The following is a 16,559-nucleotide window of genomic DNA, read 5'->3' as shown; positions in this document are numbered from 1 at the left end:
TTTTTTAGTAAATCGCTTTCATTTATAAATAAATAGTGCTACAATATTCGTGAATAAACACTTTACATTCGATGGGGGGATAATTATAATGTTTTTATTCGAATCTCAGCCAATATCAAATTGGTTAATGTTATTTTTTGTATTTATAGTATTAGTTGTATTAAATGAAATTGGACGACGTTATAAATGGGGTGGGGTTTCTCTATTTATAATACTTCCAATTATTCTTACATTTTTTGTTTGGCCTAAAACTACAAAAGGCACTAGCGTAAACGATTGGTTCCATTATGCAAAAGTTTATTCTGCCTTAGCTGGTTGTGTAGGTTTCTGGTTATTACGTCATATAGATGGAGCTACTAAGCATAAATGGGTTTTATGCTTTCCACCATTAATACTTGCAATTAATATTATGGAAGCTGTTGCTCGTGATTTCCAAATAGGTTCTCTTGAACTTACAAGACAAGTCTTTGAAGGTATGATGACATATAGTGGTTCTTGGAACTACTTAAATGGTGTTGCTGGAATTTTAAATATTATTACTATAACAGGTTGGATGGGAATATGTATTAGTAAAGATAAAAGTAAAGATATGTTATGGCCAGATATGTGCTGGTTCTGGATTATAGCTTATGACCTTTGGAACTTTGCATATACTTATAACTGTTTAAGTGATCATGCTTGGTATTGTGGAATTGCTTTACTTGTTGCTCCAACTGTAGCTGCTTTTACACTAAAAAAAGGAGCTTGGCTACAACATCGTGCTCAAACACTTGCACTATGGTGTATGTTTGCAATGACATGTCCTTCTTTTATTGATGAGTCACAATTTGCAGTTAAATCTACACAAAATCCAACTGCTCTGCTTATAATAAGTTCAATTGCTTTAATTGCTAATGTAGCATTATTCATTTATATGATTTATAAAGTAAGAAAAACTAAACGTAATCCATATACGTCAGAACTTTACACTGACTTACAGTGTTATGAAGAAGTAAAAGCATTTGCTGAATAAATAAAAAACCATCTCAATAAATTTGAGATGGTTTTTTATTTACCACATTCAAGATTTTTATTACTCCATGTTATCATATGTTTCATTATTGGTAATAAGCTTAATCCAGATTCGCTTAAATAATAAATAGATTCAACCACTTTGCTATCAGTATTTTTTTCATTGATTATAATTCCATTTTCTATTAATACTTCTAGTTGTTGAATTAGCATTTTCTTGCTGCATCCTTCTATAGATCTTTGTAGCTCTCCAAATCTTATTTTCTTATCTTGGATTTGCCATATTATAGCAGGTATCCATTTTTTCCCTAAGATACTAGATAGAGCTTCCACCGGGCAATCATATATCATATCCTCTACATTGTACATTTTCACGCCTCCTACTTATCATAATTTTGTTTAATTTAAACTTTATTATACCTATTATACTTGTATATTTCAAAAATAAAAGCGTAGAATAATCTACGCTTTTATTAAAAACTCATTTCTGGGTATAAAATTTTAATTATTTTTATGTTTTTTTCGATCTTAGGAACATAATATTCTTTAGCATATGCTCTTCGATCAATAGTATCATCTACTTTATTTCTTACGTTCCATTCTTGTACCATTTTACTTAATCCATCATCTTTAAATTTAGATAAATAATATGCACCTAACTTTAAACTTGTCTTATTATCTACTAAATCGCTCGGCTTAAAATTCTTCATATTTAATTCATTTGCTAATTTTATTGAAGCTTCATCACTAAATCTTAGTATTCCATTATTATCATTTTTTTGATAATTTTTTTCATCAAATCTAGATTCAAAATGTCCTATAGCAGCTAAAAAGTATGGATCAATATTATATTCTTTAGATGTAGACTTTATTTCAGATATATCTTTTACTGGATATACAACAGCTCTAGCAACAACAACTCCACCTACTATTAATACTAGTAATGATATTATTATTATAGACAATGTTTTTTTCATAATATTCCTCCTAATTTTGTTTAGTTACTATGTTGAAATAGAACTTAGAAGTAATTAAATAATATATTATATAAATTATCGAATACGGAATTAATGTCCATAACATTACTATCGATAAATTTTGTCCAAGCATATTGCAAACAACATAATTTGCCACAACACTGTGTAAACCTCCTAATACTAAAGGTAAGAAGAAGTTGAACCCGACTTGCTTGTATACAGATGACTTAATATCATCTTCATCTACTCCAATTTTATTTAGTACAGTATATCTAGGGGCTTCATCTTGAGCTTCTGATAGTAATTTGAAGAAAATTACACTACCTGTACAAACTAAGAATACTAAACCTACAAATACACCTATAAATACCATAACGCCTGAAGTTGTAAATTCATCTTTAAAAGTTTTGTAATAAGAAAATACATAACTTGAAGATGATCTTTTTTCATTTTCAGAAGGATATTTTTCTGTAATTTTTAAAACTTTTTTATTAAATTCTTCTCCATCTTTTTGATTTGTTATATTGTATGTGTAATAATGTTTTAATTCATTATTTACTTTTAACTTTTCAAACTCATTGTCTGAAACAACAATCATGTCTCCTGAAGTAAATGAGTTAAATAATTTCTTCTCTAAACTTGATTTACGATTTAAAATGACAGATTTTCCATTGTTGCTTAAATCTATATCTGATTTTTCATAGTCTTTAATCATCCCAGAATCTACATGAATAAACTCTTTATCATTTATACTTCCTAATTCTTTATCTCCATTTAACTTTAGTATTTCATTTAAATTTGATAAAGACATTATTTGATATGAATCTTTAAATCCATGCGTATTATCCTTATATGAATCTAAATCTATATAGCTAAGCACAAATTTATCAACTAGTTTATGATCTTTTGAATCTGCTAAAGTTTTTTCAAATTCTTTTATATACTCTTTATTATCAAGTGATAAAGTATAAGAATATGGTGCTTGTTGTTCAACCACTTGAGAACTCATAAAGTAAACTGATATAGATACACCTATCGCAGTTAATGTAGTAGCACTTAATATAGCTATTACTGATAACATCTTTGCATTACTTTTTATTCTATATAGTAATTGAGATGTTGATATCATATTTAATCCTTTATAATAATTTGCTCCATTTTTTTGTTGTCTTTTAATTATAAAAAACATAAATGAGCTAAAGAATAAAAATGTACCAATAACTACCATAAATAATGTGACAAATGCTCCAAGAATTAAATCCATACCATTTGTCGTAGAAAGATATATACCATATCCAGCTAATATAAAAACTATAGATAATATAGCTAATAACTTTGATCCTTTTTTAGCTTTTTCAGATGTACTTGAAGCTTTAAATAATTCAATAAGTTTAAATTTGTATATTATTCTATTACTTTGATAAGCAATAACTAAAAATATTAATATGAATAATACAAATGTCTCAAAGATTCCTTTTATTGAAACTGCAAAATTTATGCTTAAATTTAATGTTATAAGCTTTATAAGTACTCCTAACATAAATTTAGAAAATACTACTCCAGCTATTATACCAATTACAATAGCCGCTACTCCTATTATTAATGTTTCAAAGAATAATAAAAGACCTATCTCCTTGTTTTCAATTCCTAATAATGCATATAGTCCAATCTCTTTTTTCCTCTTTTTTATAAAGAAACTATTTGAGTACCATATAAATAGGACTGAAAATAATGCTATTACAATTGATGCGGCATTAAATGCTGCTGATGCTTTAGAACTTGCTGATAAAGCTGCATCTATACTTGGATTATATTGTAAGTTTTTAAATGCATAATATATTCCAACTGTAAAAACTATAGAGAAAAAGTATAAAAAATATCCTTTAAGGTTTTTTTGTACATTTTTCTTAGCTATATTAAATAAGATCATTATCACCACCACCTATCAATGATAATACATCTAAAATTTCTTTAAAAAACTCTTTTCTCGTTTCTCTTCTATTTATTTCTTTAAATATTAATCCATCTTTAATAAATAAAACTCTCTTACAATAACTAGCTGCAAATGCATCATGTGTAACCATCATTATAGTTGCATCTTGCTCTTCATTTAACTTTGTCATTGCATTTAAAAGATCTGTAGATGATTTAGAATCAAGTGCTCCTGTTGGCTCATCTGCTAATATCAGCGATGGATTTGTAATTATAGCTCTTGCACAAGCAGTTCTTTGTTTTTGCCCTCCTGATATTTCATAAGGGTATTTATCAAGTAATGTTTCAATTCCTAGTGTTTTAGAGATTGAAAATACAGTTTTGTTTATTGTTTTTTCATTTGCACGAGCAAGTGCTAAAGGTAGTGCAATATTATCTTTTACTGATAATGTATCTAGTAAGTTAAAATCTTGGAATATAAATCCTAAGCTTTCTCTTCTAAACTTTGATATTTGCTTATTATTTAAGTTTGTTATATTTTTTCCTTCGATTTTAACATCTCCGCTAGTTGCTGTATCTATAGTTGAAACTATATTTAAAAGTGTACTTTTACCTGCCCCAGATGGTCCCATTACTCCTACAAACTCACCTTTGTTTATATCAAGATCTATTCCATTTAATACAGTCTGTATATTTTTTTGTGTTCCATATGATTTCATTAAATTTCTAACTTCAAGTATTTTCGTCATGTTTATTAACCTCCTTTGATTATTACAATACTAAGTATATAATCTTTTATTACTTTCTAATATCGATTTACCTATCATTAAAATTACATATTTGTAAGTTTATTAAAATAAAAAAGATATTGATAAAAATCAATATCTTTTTTGGCAAATTTTATATACTAAATATCCTATATATTTAATTTTAATTCTTCTTTGCTTATTTTGATTTTGTTACTATATTAAAGTAAAACTTAGAAGTAATTAAATAGTAAATTATATAAATTATTGAATATGGAATTAATGTCCACATCATTACTGTTGCTAAGCTTTGATTAGATGCCTTGCAGAAAACATAATTTGCTACAATACTGTGTAAACTTCCTACTAAAAGTGGTATAAAGAAATTAAAGCCAACTTGTTTATATACAGATGATTTTATATCATCATCCTCTACTCCTATTTTCTTTAGTATATCATATCTAGGTTTTTCATCTTGTCCTTCAGATAATAATTTAAAGAAGATTATACTTCCTGTGCAAATTATAAATACCAGTCCTATAAATGCACCTACGAACATAAGTAACCCTGAAATTGAGAATTCATTTTTTAAAGCTTCATAATAAGATACAATTGACATATCATCAGATGTTTCATATTTTTTTGATAATTTTAAGATAGTTTGATTAAAAGTTTCATCTTTTGGATTTGTTATATTGTATGTGTAATAATTGCTAATTTCATTATTAGTTTTCAAGTTTTCAAATTCACTATCTGATACAACAAAAGTTTCATCGAATAAAAATAGATTGTATAGCATTTCTTGTGAATTTGATTTTAATTTTAGTTCTATATTTTTACCATCTTTGTCTATAGCATTAAATTTTTCACCATCAAATCCTGAACTTTTAGGATTTACATAAATAAATTCATCATTCTTTATCTTGTCCACTTCTTTATGTTTATTTAACTTTAATATTTGATTTAAATTTGATTGTGATATTACTATATATTTTGGTCTAAACCCAGTTTTAGTTTCTTGTGGTGAATTTAATGTTATATAAGTAAATATAGACTTATTAATTAACTTATTATTTTTAGATTCACTTAAAGCTTGTTCAAATTCTTTTACATAATTTTTATCATCTTTAACTATAGTGTATGAATATGGAGTTTCTCTTTTTACAGTATCATAAGTAGTGTAGTAAAGTGAAATTGACGCCCCTATAGCTGTTAATGTTGTAGCACTTAATATAGCTATTGTCGCTAACATTTTTGCATTACTTCTCATTCTATAAAGCAATTGAGATGTAGATAGCATATTTAATCCTTTATAATATTTTGCCTCATTCTTTTTTTGCATTTTAATTATAAAATACAGTAATGAACTAAAGAATAACATCGTACCGATTATTACCATTATTAAGGTTGTAAAAGATGCTGCAACTATGCTAAATCCTTTTAAAACTGAAATATACACACCATATCCAACAAGTATAAGTATTATTGATATTAAAGCTAATAATTTAGATTCCTTTGTAGGTTTTTCTGAAATATTGTCAGCCTTAAATAAATCTATTAACTTAAATTTGTATATTATTCTCTTGCTTTGATAAGCAATGACTAAAAATATTCCAATAAATAATAAAGTTGTATCAATCATTCCCTTAAATGATATAGTAAGACCTATGCTTAAATCTAGTCCAATAAGTTTTATAAGTATATCTACCATTACTTTAGATATCAATATTCCAAATAATATCCCTATTACAAGTGCAACTAATCCTATTATTAATGTTTCAAAAAACAATAAAATTCCTATTTCTTTATTTTCAATTCCTAAAAGTGCGTATAATCCAATCTCTTGTTTTCTCTTTTTTATAAAAAAACTATTTGAATACCATATAAATAAAATTGAAAATAATGCTATTACAATTGATGCTGTGTTAAATATTATTCCTGCTCTATCAAGCAATTGTAAAACTGACCCTACATTTTGGTTGTATTGAAGATTTTTAAATGAGTAATATATTCCTACTGTAAAAACTATAGAGAAAAAGTATAAAAAATATCCTTTAAGATTTTTTTGTACATTTTTCTTAGCTATATTAAATAAGATTATTATCTCCACCACCTATCAAAGATAATATATCTAAAATTTCTTTAAAAAACTCTTTTCTTGTTCCTCTTCTATTTATTTCTTTAAATATTAATCCATCTTTAATAAATAAAACTCTTTTACAATAACTTGCTGCAAATGCATCATGTGTAACCATCATTATCGTTGCATCTTGCTCTTCATTTAACTTTGTCATTGCATTTAAAAGGTCTGTAGACGATTTAGAATCAAGTGCTCCTGTTGGCTCATCTGCTAATATCAACGATGGATTTGTAATTATAGCTCTTGCACAAGCCGTTCTTTGTTTTTGTCCTCCTGATATTTCATAAGGATATTTATCAAGTAATGTTTCAATTCCTAATGTCTTAGAAATTGAAAATACAGTTTTGTTTATTGTCTTTTCATTTGCACGAGCAAGTGCTAAGGGAAGTGCAATATTATCTTTTACTGATAATGTATCTAACAAGTTAAAATCTTGGAATATAAATCCCAAGATTTCTCTTCTAAATTTTGATATCTGTTTATTATTTAAATTTGTTATGTTTTTTCCTTCTATTTTCACATCTCCGCTTGTTGCAGTATCTATAGTTGAAACTATATTTAAAAGGGTACTTTTACCTGCTCCCGATGGTCCCATAACTCCTACAAATTCACCTTTGTTTATGTCAAGATCTATGCCATTTAATACAGTCTGTGTATTTTTTTGTATTCCGTATGATTTCATCAAATTTCTAACTTCAAGTATCTTTTCCATATTAACCAACCTCCTTTTATTATTACAAGGCTAGTATATAATTTTTTTTAATTTTTAATATCGATTAATATATCATTAGCGTTACATATTTGTAATCTTAGCAAAAAAAGGTATTGATTTTCATCAATACCTTCTTGCTTATCTTTTTATTTTATTTTTTACAGTCTCTAAAATTAAATTTACTTCATCTACCTTTAGTAATATTATACATATACCATATGTCAATGCTCCACATCCTATAGATATAGCTAATGATATAGTTTCATATAATTTTCCAACTGGCATCATTCCACCTAAAAAGTTATATATAAACATTGTAACTACTGACATTAATCCAGCTGATACAATTGACTTTATTAAAACTATTAAAATTTCTTTTCCACCAAATTGTCCAATTTTTTTTCTTAAACTTATAAATAACAATACTATAGTAACAATAGCAGATATACTAGTTGCAAATGCTAATCCAGCTATTCCCATATTAGTAAAGTTTACAAACAATAAATTTAATACTATATTTAAAACAATTGTTATTATAGCATTTTTCATAGGCGTCTTTGTGTCTTGTAGTGAATAAAATACTTTTCCAAGTATATCTCTAAGCCCGAACCCTATCATTCCTATAGAGTAAAACACAAGTGCTATAGCAGTCATTTGTGTAGCCCTTGTATCAAATTCGCCTCTTTCAAAAAGCATTTTTACTATTGGTTCAGCAAGTATCATAGCTCCTGCTGATATAGGTATAACTAAAAGAGTTACTGTATTTACAGATGTTTTTATAGACTTATAAAATTCTTCTTTATTATTTTCTGTAGTTAACTTAGATAACATAGGGTAAATAACAGATGAAATTGACACTATAAACATACCCATTACGAATTGATTTAATTTACTAGCATAGTTTAATGCAGATATACTTCCTTCAGCAAGTGTAGATGCAATGGTTCTGTCTACAATAATACTTACTTGGTTTACTGCAACACCTATTAAAACTGGTATTACAAGCCAAAGTAATCTTCTTAAGTACTTGTCATTAAAATCTACAAATAGTTTATATTTAAATCCTTTTTTCCTTGCAAAGGGATATTGGAATAAAAACTGTAATGATAATCCCAGTAAAGCTCCCCATGGAAGTAAATGTATATTTATTGTTGCACTTAAAATAATCGAAGCTATTACTATAATATTATTTGGTACACTCATCAACCCTGGAATTACAAAATTATCTTTAACCTGTAAATATGCAGTCATAATATAACTCATACCTAAAACTGATAATCCAAGCATCATAACCCTAGTAAAGTAAACAGCCTGATTAAATACATCACCTTTAAATCCTACTGCAAATAATTTTACAATTTGAGGTGTAAATATTAATCCTATTACAGAAAGTCCTAAACAAATTAATATTACTGTATTTAAAACGTTATTTGTGAATTTATTTGATTCTTCTTTACCACCATTTTTTCTTATATCATGATACAAAGGAATAAACGCTGTATCTAAAGAGGTTCCTATTGCTGCAAATATAACTGCTGGTATATTCATAGCTACTAAAAATGCATCACTTGTACCAGAAGCTCCGTATACTGAAGCTAGTGTCAGCTCTCTTGCAAACCCTAAAACTTTCGCTATTAGTGTAGCTATCATTAATCCGACAGCTGCTTTTGCTACTTTTGACATACATACTTCTCCTTATATTTTTATTTAATCTTATTATTTTACTCTTCATATTATTATAATTATCAAAAGTTAAAATAAAATTAACTAAAAATGAAAATTTGATTAAAAATAAAATAAAAAACAAAATATGTAACCTAAAAAAACTAGGCTATATATTTTGTTTTTACATTTTAATATTATTAAGACCTCATTATGTATCCTATAGATCTTACTGTTTTTATATATTCTTCCTTGTCTTCAGTGTCCAACTTATTCCTTAAATGCCTTACATAAACATCTACAACATTTGTTTCTGTTTCATAGTTATATCCCCACACACTTTCTAGTAAACTAAACCTAGATATAACTTTCTCTTTATTTTCCATAAGGTATAATAATAGTTCATATTCCTTATTAGTTAAGTTTAATTCTTCATCACCTTTTTTTACTAATCTAGATTCTGTATTTATAGATAAATCTTTAAAATTTAAAATTTTAGAATTTGAGTTATTATCTCTTCTAAAAACAACTTGAATTCTTGCTAATAACTCCTCAATTGCAAATGGCTTTGCTACATAATCGTCAGCTCCCATCTGAAGTCCAGATACTTTATCCATAACACTATCTTTTGCACTCAACATAATTATAGGTGTGTTTTTTTCTTTTTTTAATCTTCTGCATATCTCTATTCCATTAAGACTAGGAAGCATTAAATCTAGTAAAATCAAGTCATAATCTTTATTTATAGCTTCATCTAATCCTTGTTTCCCATCCTCTATAACTTGAGTTATATATCCTTCAAATTCTAATTCCATTTTAACAAATGAAGATATATTTTTTTCATCCTCTATTATAAGTATCTTTTTCATATGAAATCCTTTCTATAGACATCATTAATCTTAATAAATATTATATATTAATAAACTAAATTTTATTATATTGTTATCAAAATATTTTTTCTAAAAGCCCATATTAATAAATATAGCCCATATAATTTTTTATATGAGCTATATTTATTAATATGGATAAGGCGGTGCAATAAATGGATAAAGTAATAATGATAGTCCAACTAATGATGTAAGTGGAAATCTTCTACTTCTATAACGTCTATATCTTCTAGGCATTTGTCTTGATGTCATTTCACCTTCACTATCTATAACATCCTCTCCAACTAACACAGTTACCCCATAGTCGTCTGAATCTGTTATTATCCCATCAAATTTGCTACCATCTTTTAAAGTTATGATAACATGAAAGTCTTTTAGGTCTTTACATTTTTCTTGCATTTTATTGATATTTCTAGATGTATTCATTTTTTTCATCTCCTTCCTTTACCATAATATGAATTATTTTTAACCTTGTTACTTTACAATTTTTTAGCATAAAAAAACAAGCTCGTATCAATTGATACGAGCTACTTATTTTATATTTATACGAATATATTTAATTTTAATATTTCCATTATTAAATACTGTTGCTCTTAATTTTAGCTATACGATAGACTTAAGATACCATAAATTTTATGATTGCTAATATCCATAAGTGTAGCGGGTAAAATACATAGAACATATATTTACTAAACTTATTATTTAATCCTCTTTCTCCATTATATAATAATATAACTGGTATAACTAATACAAATAAAAAATCCGAGTTAAACATTAACATATCAAAATTTGTAATAGCACTTAATGTAATAATTGCTAAAGGTAAATCAATAATTAAATATCCTATTGCTTGTTTTTTAAAATTTCCTCTAAAGCAATATGTTATTATTATAAATGGTATTACCGTGTTTCCACCTTCTGTGTACATAAATCCAAGTATACTTACTACTATACCTAGAACTATTAATATTATTTTATTTATAACTTTTTTAGATTTGCTAATCTCAAATAAATTAATCATAACGAATCCTGCAAATAATGTTAGAAAAATATTATTATTAACAGGAATCTGTTTTGATGAAAGCAATAGCTTTAAAATATGATTCCCTATTTCCATAAAAACTGCAAAACTAAATAATCTCATTCCATACTTAAATCTGCTTCTTGTATAGAAAAATCCTTCAACTAAAAAATATGCAAACATCGGGGCTACTACCCTAGATATTCCATGAATATATGATGGCACTACTGTTGGAAATGCAAAATATATATGGTCTAATAGCATCAATATTAATAATACTACTTTGATTTGAAATGCATTAAATTTTTTCATAATTTTCTCCTTCTCATATAATGATAAGTTTATTATACTTAATTCATTTTGATTTGAATTGACACAATGCTTACATTAACATTACATATTTGAAAGAATAAATAAAAAACTCATACCTTATTTGATATGAGCTTCTCTAATTTATAATTTTAAACTATTTGATAATATAATCCGTCATTTGTGCAGTAAAAATATAGTCTTCCATGACCTTGTTTACGGAATCTAAATTGCATATTCCATTCAGGATATTGCTTTACAATAAGAGCTCTATCTCCTCTTACATATGCTACAAATGAAATATAATGTTCTTTTTTCATCTCATGTTCAGAAGTTACAAATAATTCATCTTCAACAGGTTCTATATTAAGTAAATGTTCATCATCTGCTTTTTTAACTTCTAACGGTTCTATTTTTTTCCCACAACATGATATACTTGCATCACCTGTAGCAGTCATTAAATTATTACATTGTGGACATACATAAAATTTTAATTTGTTCATATTTCCTCCTACGAATTCGTTTAAATTTATTTCACCTGATAAAATTCCATCAACACTTGTTCCTAATATTTGTGCCAACTCCGGTAATAATGAAATATCTGGGCATCCTTGCCCTCGTTCCCATTTACTTATCGTTTTATCACTTATATTCATTTCATCAGCAACTTGTTTTTGTGTCATATTTTTTTCTTTTCTTAACTGATAAATTAAATTACCAATTTTTTTACAATCCATCGGCCCCACCTCTTAATAATAATTTAAACTACTTAAAGATTTAATTCAATAAACGAATCGTAGAGTAAAACAAAAGACATACCTGATAATTCAAGTATGCCTCAATTTATTTTAAATATTATAATTTAAATCCTTTTTTTATAGCATTAGTTGGACATGACTTAACGCATTCTCCACATCTTATACAATCTATGCTGTTTGGCTTTTTATAAACTTCTATATCCATATGACATTTTTTAACGCATGCATTACAGCCTACGCACTTATCTTTATCAATACTATATTTATAAAAACTAAATTTATTAAAAATTGAATAAAATGCTCCTAATGGGCAAATGTATCTACAAAACGGTCTATATACAAATATAGATAATATAATGATTGCTATAAGTATAAATAACTTCCAAGCATATAAAAATCCTATAGTGCTTCTTAAAGATTCATTTAATAGTACTAGGGGTATACCTCCCTCTAAAGTACCTGCTGGACATATAAATTCACAGAAATATGGCTTTGATAATCCAAATTCATTAGTTACAAACATAGGTAAAATTATTACAAATACCAATAATATTACATATTTAAGATATTTTAAAGCTCCATCTAGTGTTTTATTTACTTTAACTTTTTTTACCTTAACTTTGTATAATAAATCTTGGATAAATCCAAATGGGCATAACCATCCACATATGAACCTTCCAAATACAACACCAAATAAAGTCATTAACCCAACTACATAATAGGAAAAATTGTATTTTATACTTCCTAAAACAGCTTGTAATGATCCTATAGGACATGACCCTAATGCTCCAGGACATGAGTAACAATTAAGTCCTGGAACACATAATTTCTTAGTATCTCCTTGATATATCCCTTTTTCAATGAATCCTTTGAAGTTAGCATTTGTGAGTAAAGTAGCTATTAATTGAGTTATATTTCTTTTATCCAATTCCAATACACTCCAAGCATATGTTAACAGCTTTCTTTAATACTACTTTAACCTCACCTCTACTAGATCCTACTACAATAAAACAAATACTCATAGCTAACAATATATATCTTGTTAATTTCTCTTTCATATAATAATCCTACTTAATAGATTTTAAAACTTCATCTATTTTTGCATTGTATTCAGCTTTACTTGCTGTTCCTACTAAAGCTGTGCTTACTATTTTACCGTCTTTATCTACAAATATTGTAGTTGGAGTTCCTTTAACATTTTTAAGTATCCACTCATGTAAATCTTTATCTGGTATTACATTATCAAATTTAACACCTTTCTTATCTAATATTGATTTTGCTAATGTCTCATTATCTTCATCTGGAGTGTCTGATACAACTCCAATGACATTAACACCTTTAGATTTAACTTCCTTAGATAATTTTTGTAATTCTGGCATTTCATCTATACATGGCATGCATGATGTACCCCATATATTTATCATTGTAAGTTTATTGTCTTTAAATATAGAACTATCTATGTTTTTTCCTTGTATAGTTTTTGATTTAAAAGATATAGCTCCGTTTATGTTCTCTTCACTTGCTTTTTCATCTTTAGTGTTGGACTTTATTTTAGATGGGTCAATTGGTTTTATACTATTCTTAAACTCATTTATAGACTTTTCAATATTTTTAACTTCAGATTTTGAAGCATCTGATAAATTACTATCATCTATTTTTTCGTTATGTACAAAATAGTACACATAGTTATTCAACTCTCCAACTTTATCTTTTTTACTATAATTAGAATACTCCTCACTTTTTAAAACTTTTTCAGCATCATCTTTATTTAATCTTAATATAGAACCTATATTTTTCATTTTTTCCATATATAAATTCATTAATTTTTCTTCATCTGCTTTATCTTTTTTCCCGTTATTAGCTACTTTTTTTTCATCCATTTTCTTAGATAGTTCAGCAATTTCTTTTACATCATCAGGGCACATGAAACTAAATGACATTTCATTTTCACCTACTAACACTCCTTCAACACCAATTTTTTCCCAAGAAGTAGGTAACTTAAACTTAACTCCTAAATCTTGTATTACTGTTTCATCAGAACTCTCTTTATTACTGCTTTGTGTTTGCTCTGACTTATTTTTATCAGAAGTTTTGCTTCCTAGATTGCTACATCCCCCTAATGCTAAAGCTGCTATTAAAAAACCTGTCATTAGAAATCTTCTTTTCATTTTATCTCTCCTCGTTTTTTATTATTTACACTATACATATTAATTGATTAACTTTAACTGTAATTAAACTCAAGCTTAAATAAACCTTAAAAAATAAATTTTTAACCCCTTTATTAAAATTAATAGTTTTTAAGCATAAAAAAACATCGGATGCTTTTTAGCATCCGATGTTTTTTTATATTAATCTTCTACAAGTTTACTTAGTTTTTTATCAAAGCTCCATAGTACTATTCCACATACAATTACTACAACTCCTACCATAGCATATGCAGGTGCAAATGAGAATTTTGATAAGAATTCATATAAATAACCATGCGCTTTAGCAGCTATAAATACTGCAAATGGCCATATACCCATCATTAATCCTAGCACTTTAGCAGGTGAGAATTTACTTATAAATGAGTTTCCAAGTGGAGAGAATACCATTTCACCAAGAGTCATTAATATTCCAAACATAACTATCCATATTAAACTCGCTTGCCCATCTCCTCTTACTACTTCTGCTAATGCCATTACCGCAAATGATAATCCTAGTAATATCATACCTAATGCAGTTTTCTTGAACATACTCAAATCTCCTTTAGGAGATCTTGCACGCTTATTCCAAACCATAGCTAATATCGGTCCAAGAATTATACAAGAAAGAGCATTCAATGAGTCAAACCAAGCTGATGGTACTCTAAAGTTTCCTATCATCCAGTTAGCTTTATTAGCATCAGCAAAATCTGGTCCCCAATGATATAATATTGGTAGAGTTGCTAAGTAATAAACTAACCAAAATGCTATAGAGAATACTGTAACAAATACAATTGCACTTACTCTTAATTTGTCTTTTTTAGTTAAAGGTTCTTCAGAAGATCTTTGTGCTCCTGATTCAGATGTAGCATTAGTTTCATTTACCTTAAATGGCTTTTTACCAACATCTCCAAATGAAGCTTTTCCTCCAATTATAAACCATATTGTATCTAAGAATAGAAGTAATCCACATATTAAGAATGTTCCTCCAAATCCTACTGCAGAATAAGCTATAAAAGATACAAATGTAGTTCCTATAAATGAACCTATATTAACAAAAGAATATTGAACAGAAAATGCACCATCAAGGTCTTCTTTATTTTCAAATAATCTACCATTTATACCTGATAGATTTCCTTTGAATAGTCCTGTACCTATCGATACAAGTATTATCATTGCCCATACAAGTGCGATTGATGTTTGAGCAGATGCTTGCCATCCACACATATATCCAAGTCCCATAAGTATTGTTCCTATAGGAACACATAATCTTGGACTTAACCATTTATCTGCTACAAATCCTCCAAGTATAGGAGTTACATAAGTAAATGCTACTAAGTTGGCAATCATTTTAGCTCCGTCCGATGCACTTAATCCAAGTCCGCCTTTTGCAACTGCCGCAACTATGAATATTCCGATTAACCATTTAGAAGAATAAAATGCCATACGTTCCAATGTATATGAGAACGAACAAACATAAAACCCAAAAGGATATTTCTTTTTATTTTTTACTGCGCTTTCCATATTCCCCTCCAAAATATTTAATATAATATTTTCTTGTATATGGCTAATTTCATTACATACCCCTACATAATGAAATTTTAATTATTGCATATACAAATTACTAGTGTCTCTAAAATATAACTAGCTACCCCTTTTAAATTTCGTTGGATATACCTCTCCAACTATTAACGTTATAATTTCATTTTTTACTACTCATCAGTGTCAATTAAGTATAAATATTCTGAATATAATAAATAAATGTAATGATTCCATTTTGACTTAAACACTGATTTTAAAACTACAAACTTAATAATATTTTGATTTTACAATACTCTTGGATTATTATTTGATACACTTAGATGTTATTTACTAAATTTTAAATGTTTGAAAACTAATTCTATTTAGCTTTTAAGATTATGTCTGAATTGATAAATTTTATTAGAAATTTTTAGATGTCTATATAGCTGAATTTAAATAATATGTACGATTAATTTTTAGCTATATATTTTTTAATTTAGTCATTTTGCTCAGTAGTGCTTTACTACTCTAGTTGAAATTTTAGTACTTTTATCTGTTAAATATTTATGCGTGTACTATATCGTTTTTGCTAAAATAAAAGTGATGATTCTAACCACATCCAATTTTAACAATTTTCCAACAATTCACATTATACACTCCCTTAAACTTTTTACCCCCTTATGAGAAATTTATCAAAAAA

Annotated in this window: 16 protein-coding genes; 1 reads left to right on the top strand and 15 read right to left on the bottom strand. The window is 27.1% G+C overall.

Annotated elements, in window-relative coordinates; all coding sequences use genetic code 11:
- Nucleotides 1-88: 88 nt before the first annotated feature.
- A complete protein-coding gene (locus ACN6I1_RS01445) occupies nucleotides 89-1,012 on the top strand; it encodes a DUF5692 family protein (protein ID WP_419742477.1) in 924 nt (307 codons plus the stop codon).
- A 35-nt stretch (nucleotides 1,013-1,047) separates the two neighbouring features.
- Here the strand turns inward: ACN6I1_RS01445 and ACN6I1_RS01440 are convergent, their stop codons facing one another.
- From ACN6I1_RS01440 to ACN6I1_RS01370, 15 genes are all read right to left on the bottom strand, one after another.
- The gene (locus ACN6I1_RS01440; protein ID WP_419742476.1) at nucleotides 1,048-1,380 is read right to left on the bottom strand and encodes a winged helix-turn-helix transcriptional regulator; all 333 of its coding nucleotides are present in this window, start codon (nucleotides 1,378-1,380) and stop codon (nucleotides 1,048-1,050) included.
- Nucleotides 1,381-1,484: 104 nt separating this feature from the next.
- On the bottom strand, nucleotides 1,485-1,988 hold the full coding sequence (locus ACN6I1_RS01435; protein WP_419742475.1) for a transglycosylase SLT domain-containing protein: 504 nt from the start codon (nucleotides 1,986-1,988) through the stop codon (nucleotides 1,485-1,487).
- Between the two features lie 10 nt (nucleotides 1,989-1,998).
- Nucleotides 1,999-3,918 (bottom strand): ABC transporter permease, encoded by a 1,920-nt coding sequence (locus ACN6I1_RS01430; protein WP_419742474.1) that lies wholly within the window; start codon nucleotides 3,916-3,918, stop codon nucleotides 1,999-2,001.
- A complete protein-coding gene (locus ACN6I1_RS01425) occupies nucleotides 3,905-4,669 on the bottom strand; it encodes an ABC transporter ATP-binding protein (protein ID WP_419742473.1) in 765 nt (254 codons plus the stop codon). The genes ACN6I1_RS01430 and ACN6I1_RS01425 overlap by 14 nt, the downstream gene beginning before the upstream one ends.
- Nucleotides 4,670-4,865: 196 nt before the next feature.
- Nucleotides 4,866-6,776 (bottom strand): ABC transporter permease, encoded by a 1,911-nt coding sequence (locus ACN6I1_RS01420; protein WP_419742472.1) that lies wholly within the window; start codon nucleotides 6,774-6,776, stop codon nucleotides 4,866-4,868.
- Nucleotides 6,754-7,518 (bottom strand): ABC transporter ATP-binding protein, encoded by a 765-nt coding sequence (locus ACN6I1_RS01415; RefSeq protein ID WP_419742471.1) that lies wholly within the window; start codon nucleotides 7,516-7,518, stop codon nucleotides 6,754-6,756. The genes ACN6I1_RS01420 and ACN6I1_RS01415 overlap by 23 nt, the downstream gene beginning before the upstream one ends.
- Nucleotides 7,519-7,656: 138 nt before the next feature.
- Complete coding sequence (murJ, locus tag ACN6I1_RS01410) at nucleotides 7,657-9,201, bottom strand: murein biosynthesis integral membrane protein MurJ (RefSeq protein WP_419742470.1); 1,545 nt, start codon at nucleotides 9,199-9,201, stop codon at nucleotides 7,657-7,659.
- Nucleotides 9,202-9,380: 179 nt separating this feature from the next.
- Nucleotides 9,381-10,049, bottom strand: a complete 669-nt coding sequence (locus ACN6I1_RS01405; protein ID WP_419742469.1) for a response regulator transcription factor — start codon at nucleotides 10,047-10,049, stop codon at nucleotides 9,381-9,383.
- A 147-nt stretch (nucleotides 10,050-10,196) separates the two neighbouring features.
- Nucleotides 10,197-10,493, bottom strand: coding sequence for a hypothetical protein (locus tag ACN6I1_RS01400; RefSeq protein ID WP_021430310.1), 297 nt, complete (start codon nucleotides 10,491-10,493; stop codon nucleotides 10,197-10,199).
- A gap of 190 nt (nucleotides 10,494-10,683) precedes the next feature.
- On the bottom strand, nucleotides 10,684-11,400 hold the full coding sequence (locus tag ACN6I1_RS01395) for a TraX family protein (protein ID WP_419742468.1): 717 nt from the start codon (nucleotides 11,398-11,400) through the stop codon (nucleotides 10,684-10,686).
- Nucleotides 11,401-11,549: 149 nt separating this feature from the next.
- Nucleotides 11,550-12,134: a helix-turn-helix domain-containing protein gene (locus ACN6I1_RS01390; protein ID WP_419742467.1), complete on the bottom strand. Its 585-nt coding sequence runs from the start codon at nucleotides 12,132-12,134 to the stop codon at nucleotides 11,550-11,552.
- 118 nt (nucleotides 12,135-12,252) lie between these two features.
- Nucleotides 12,253-13,083, bottom strand: coding sequence for a 4Fe-4S binding protein (locus ACN6I1_RS01385; protein ID WP_419742466.1), 831 nt, complete (start codon nucleotides 13,081-13,083; stop codon nucleotides 12,253-12,255).
- Entirely contained in the window at nucleotides 13,076-13,177 is a 102-nt protein-coding gene (locus tag ACN6I1_RS01380) for a CD1871A family CXXC motif-containing protein (RefSeq protein ID WP_370014200.1), read from the bottom strand. Before ACN6I1_RS01380 ends, ACN6I1_RS01385 begins: the two co-directional genes overlap by 8 nt.
- A gap of 45 nt (nucleotides 13,178-13,222) precedes the next feature.
- The gene (locus ACN6I1_RS01375) at nucleotides 13,223-14,323 is read right to left on the bottom strand and encodes a TlpA family protein disulfide reductase (protein WP_419742465.1); all 1,101 of its coding nucleotides are present in this window, start codon (nucleotides 14,321-14,323) and stop codon (nucleotides 13,223-13,225) included.
- 180 nt (nucleotides 14,324-14,503) lie between these two features.
- On the bottom strand, nucleotides 14,504-15,862 hold the full coding sequence (locus ACN6I1_RS01370; protein WP_419742464.1) for a peptide MFS transporter: 1,359 nt from the start codon (nucleotides 15,860-15,862) through the stop codon (nucleotides 14,504-14,506).
- Nucleotides 15,863-16,559: the final 697 nt, after the last annotated feature.

Origin of the sequence: Paraclostridium dentum (assembly GCF_048568265.1) — a bacterium.
GTDB lineage: Bacteria > Bacillota > Clostridia > Peptostreptococcales > Peptostreptococcaceae > Paraclostridium > Paraclostridium dentum.
Note: the sequence above shows the minus strand (reverse complement) of the source record. Positions and strands in the feature narration are given on the sequence as shown.

What these genes read in the sequence shown, in the direction of transcription:
- ACN6I1_RS01400 (WP_021430310.1), bottom strand. Translation starts at nt 10,493, where the DNA reads ATGAATACATCTAGAAATATCAATAAAATGCAAGAAAAATGTAAAGAC.
- ACN6I1_RS01440 (WP_419742476.1), bottom strand. Translation starts at nt 1,380, where the DNA reads ATGTACAATGTAGAGGATATGATATATGATTGCCCGGTGGAAGCTCTA.
- ACN6I1_RS01375 (WP_419742465.1), bottom strand. Translation starts at nt 14,323, where the DNA reads ATGAAAAGAAGATTTCTAATGACAGGTTTTTTAATAGCAGCTTTAGCA.
- ACN6I1_RS01435 (WP_419742475.1), bottom strand. Translation starts at nt 1,988, where the DNA reads ATGAAAAAAACATTGTCTATAATAATAATATCATTACTAGTATTAATA.
- ACN6I1_RS01405 (WP_419742469.1), bottom strand. Translation starts at nt 10,049, where the DNA reads ATGAAAAAGATACTTATAATAGAGGATGAAAAAAATATATCTTCATTT.
- ACN6I1_RS01390 (WP_419742467.1), bottom strand. Translation starts at nt 12,134, where the DNA reads ATGGATTGTAAAAAAATTGGTAATTTAATTTATCAGTTAAGAAAAGAA.
- ACN6I1_RS01425 (WP_419742473.1), bottom strand. Translation starts at nt 4,669, where the DNA reads ATGACGAAAATACTTGAAGTTAGAAATTTAATGAAATCATATGGAACA.
- ACN6I1_RS01415 (WP_419742471.1), bottom strand. Translation starts at nt 7,518, where the DNA reads ATGGAAAAGATACTTGAAGTTAGAAATTTGATGAAATCATACGGAATA.
- ACN6I1_RS01445 (WP_419742477.1), top strand. Translation starts at nt 89, where the DNA reads ATGTTTTTATTCGAATCTCAGCCAATATCAAATTGGTTAATGTTATTT.
- ACN6I1_RS01370 (WP_419742464.1), bottom strand. Translation starts at nt 15,862, where the DNA reads ATGGAAAGCGCAGTAAAAAATAAAAAGAAATATCCTTTTGGGTTTTAT.
- ACN6I1_RS01380 (WP_370014200.1), bottom strand. Translation starts at nt 13,177, where the DNA reads ATGAGTATTTGTTTTATTGTAGTAGGATCTAGTAGAGGTGAGGTTAAA.
- murJ (WP_419742470.1), bottom strand. Translation starts at nt 9,201, where the DNA reads ATGTCAAAAGTAGCAAAAGCAGCTGTCGGATTAATGATAGCTACACTA.
- ACN6I1_RS01430 (WP_419742474.1), bottom strand. Translation starts at nt 3,918, where the DNA reads ATGATCTTATTTAATATAGCTAAGAAAAATGTACAAAAAAACCTTAAA.
- ACN6I1_RS01395 (WP_419742468.1), bottom strand. Translation starts at nt 11,400, where the DNA reads ATGAAAAAATTTAATGCATTTCAAATCAAAGTAGTATTATTAATATTG.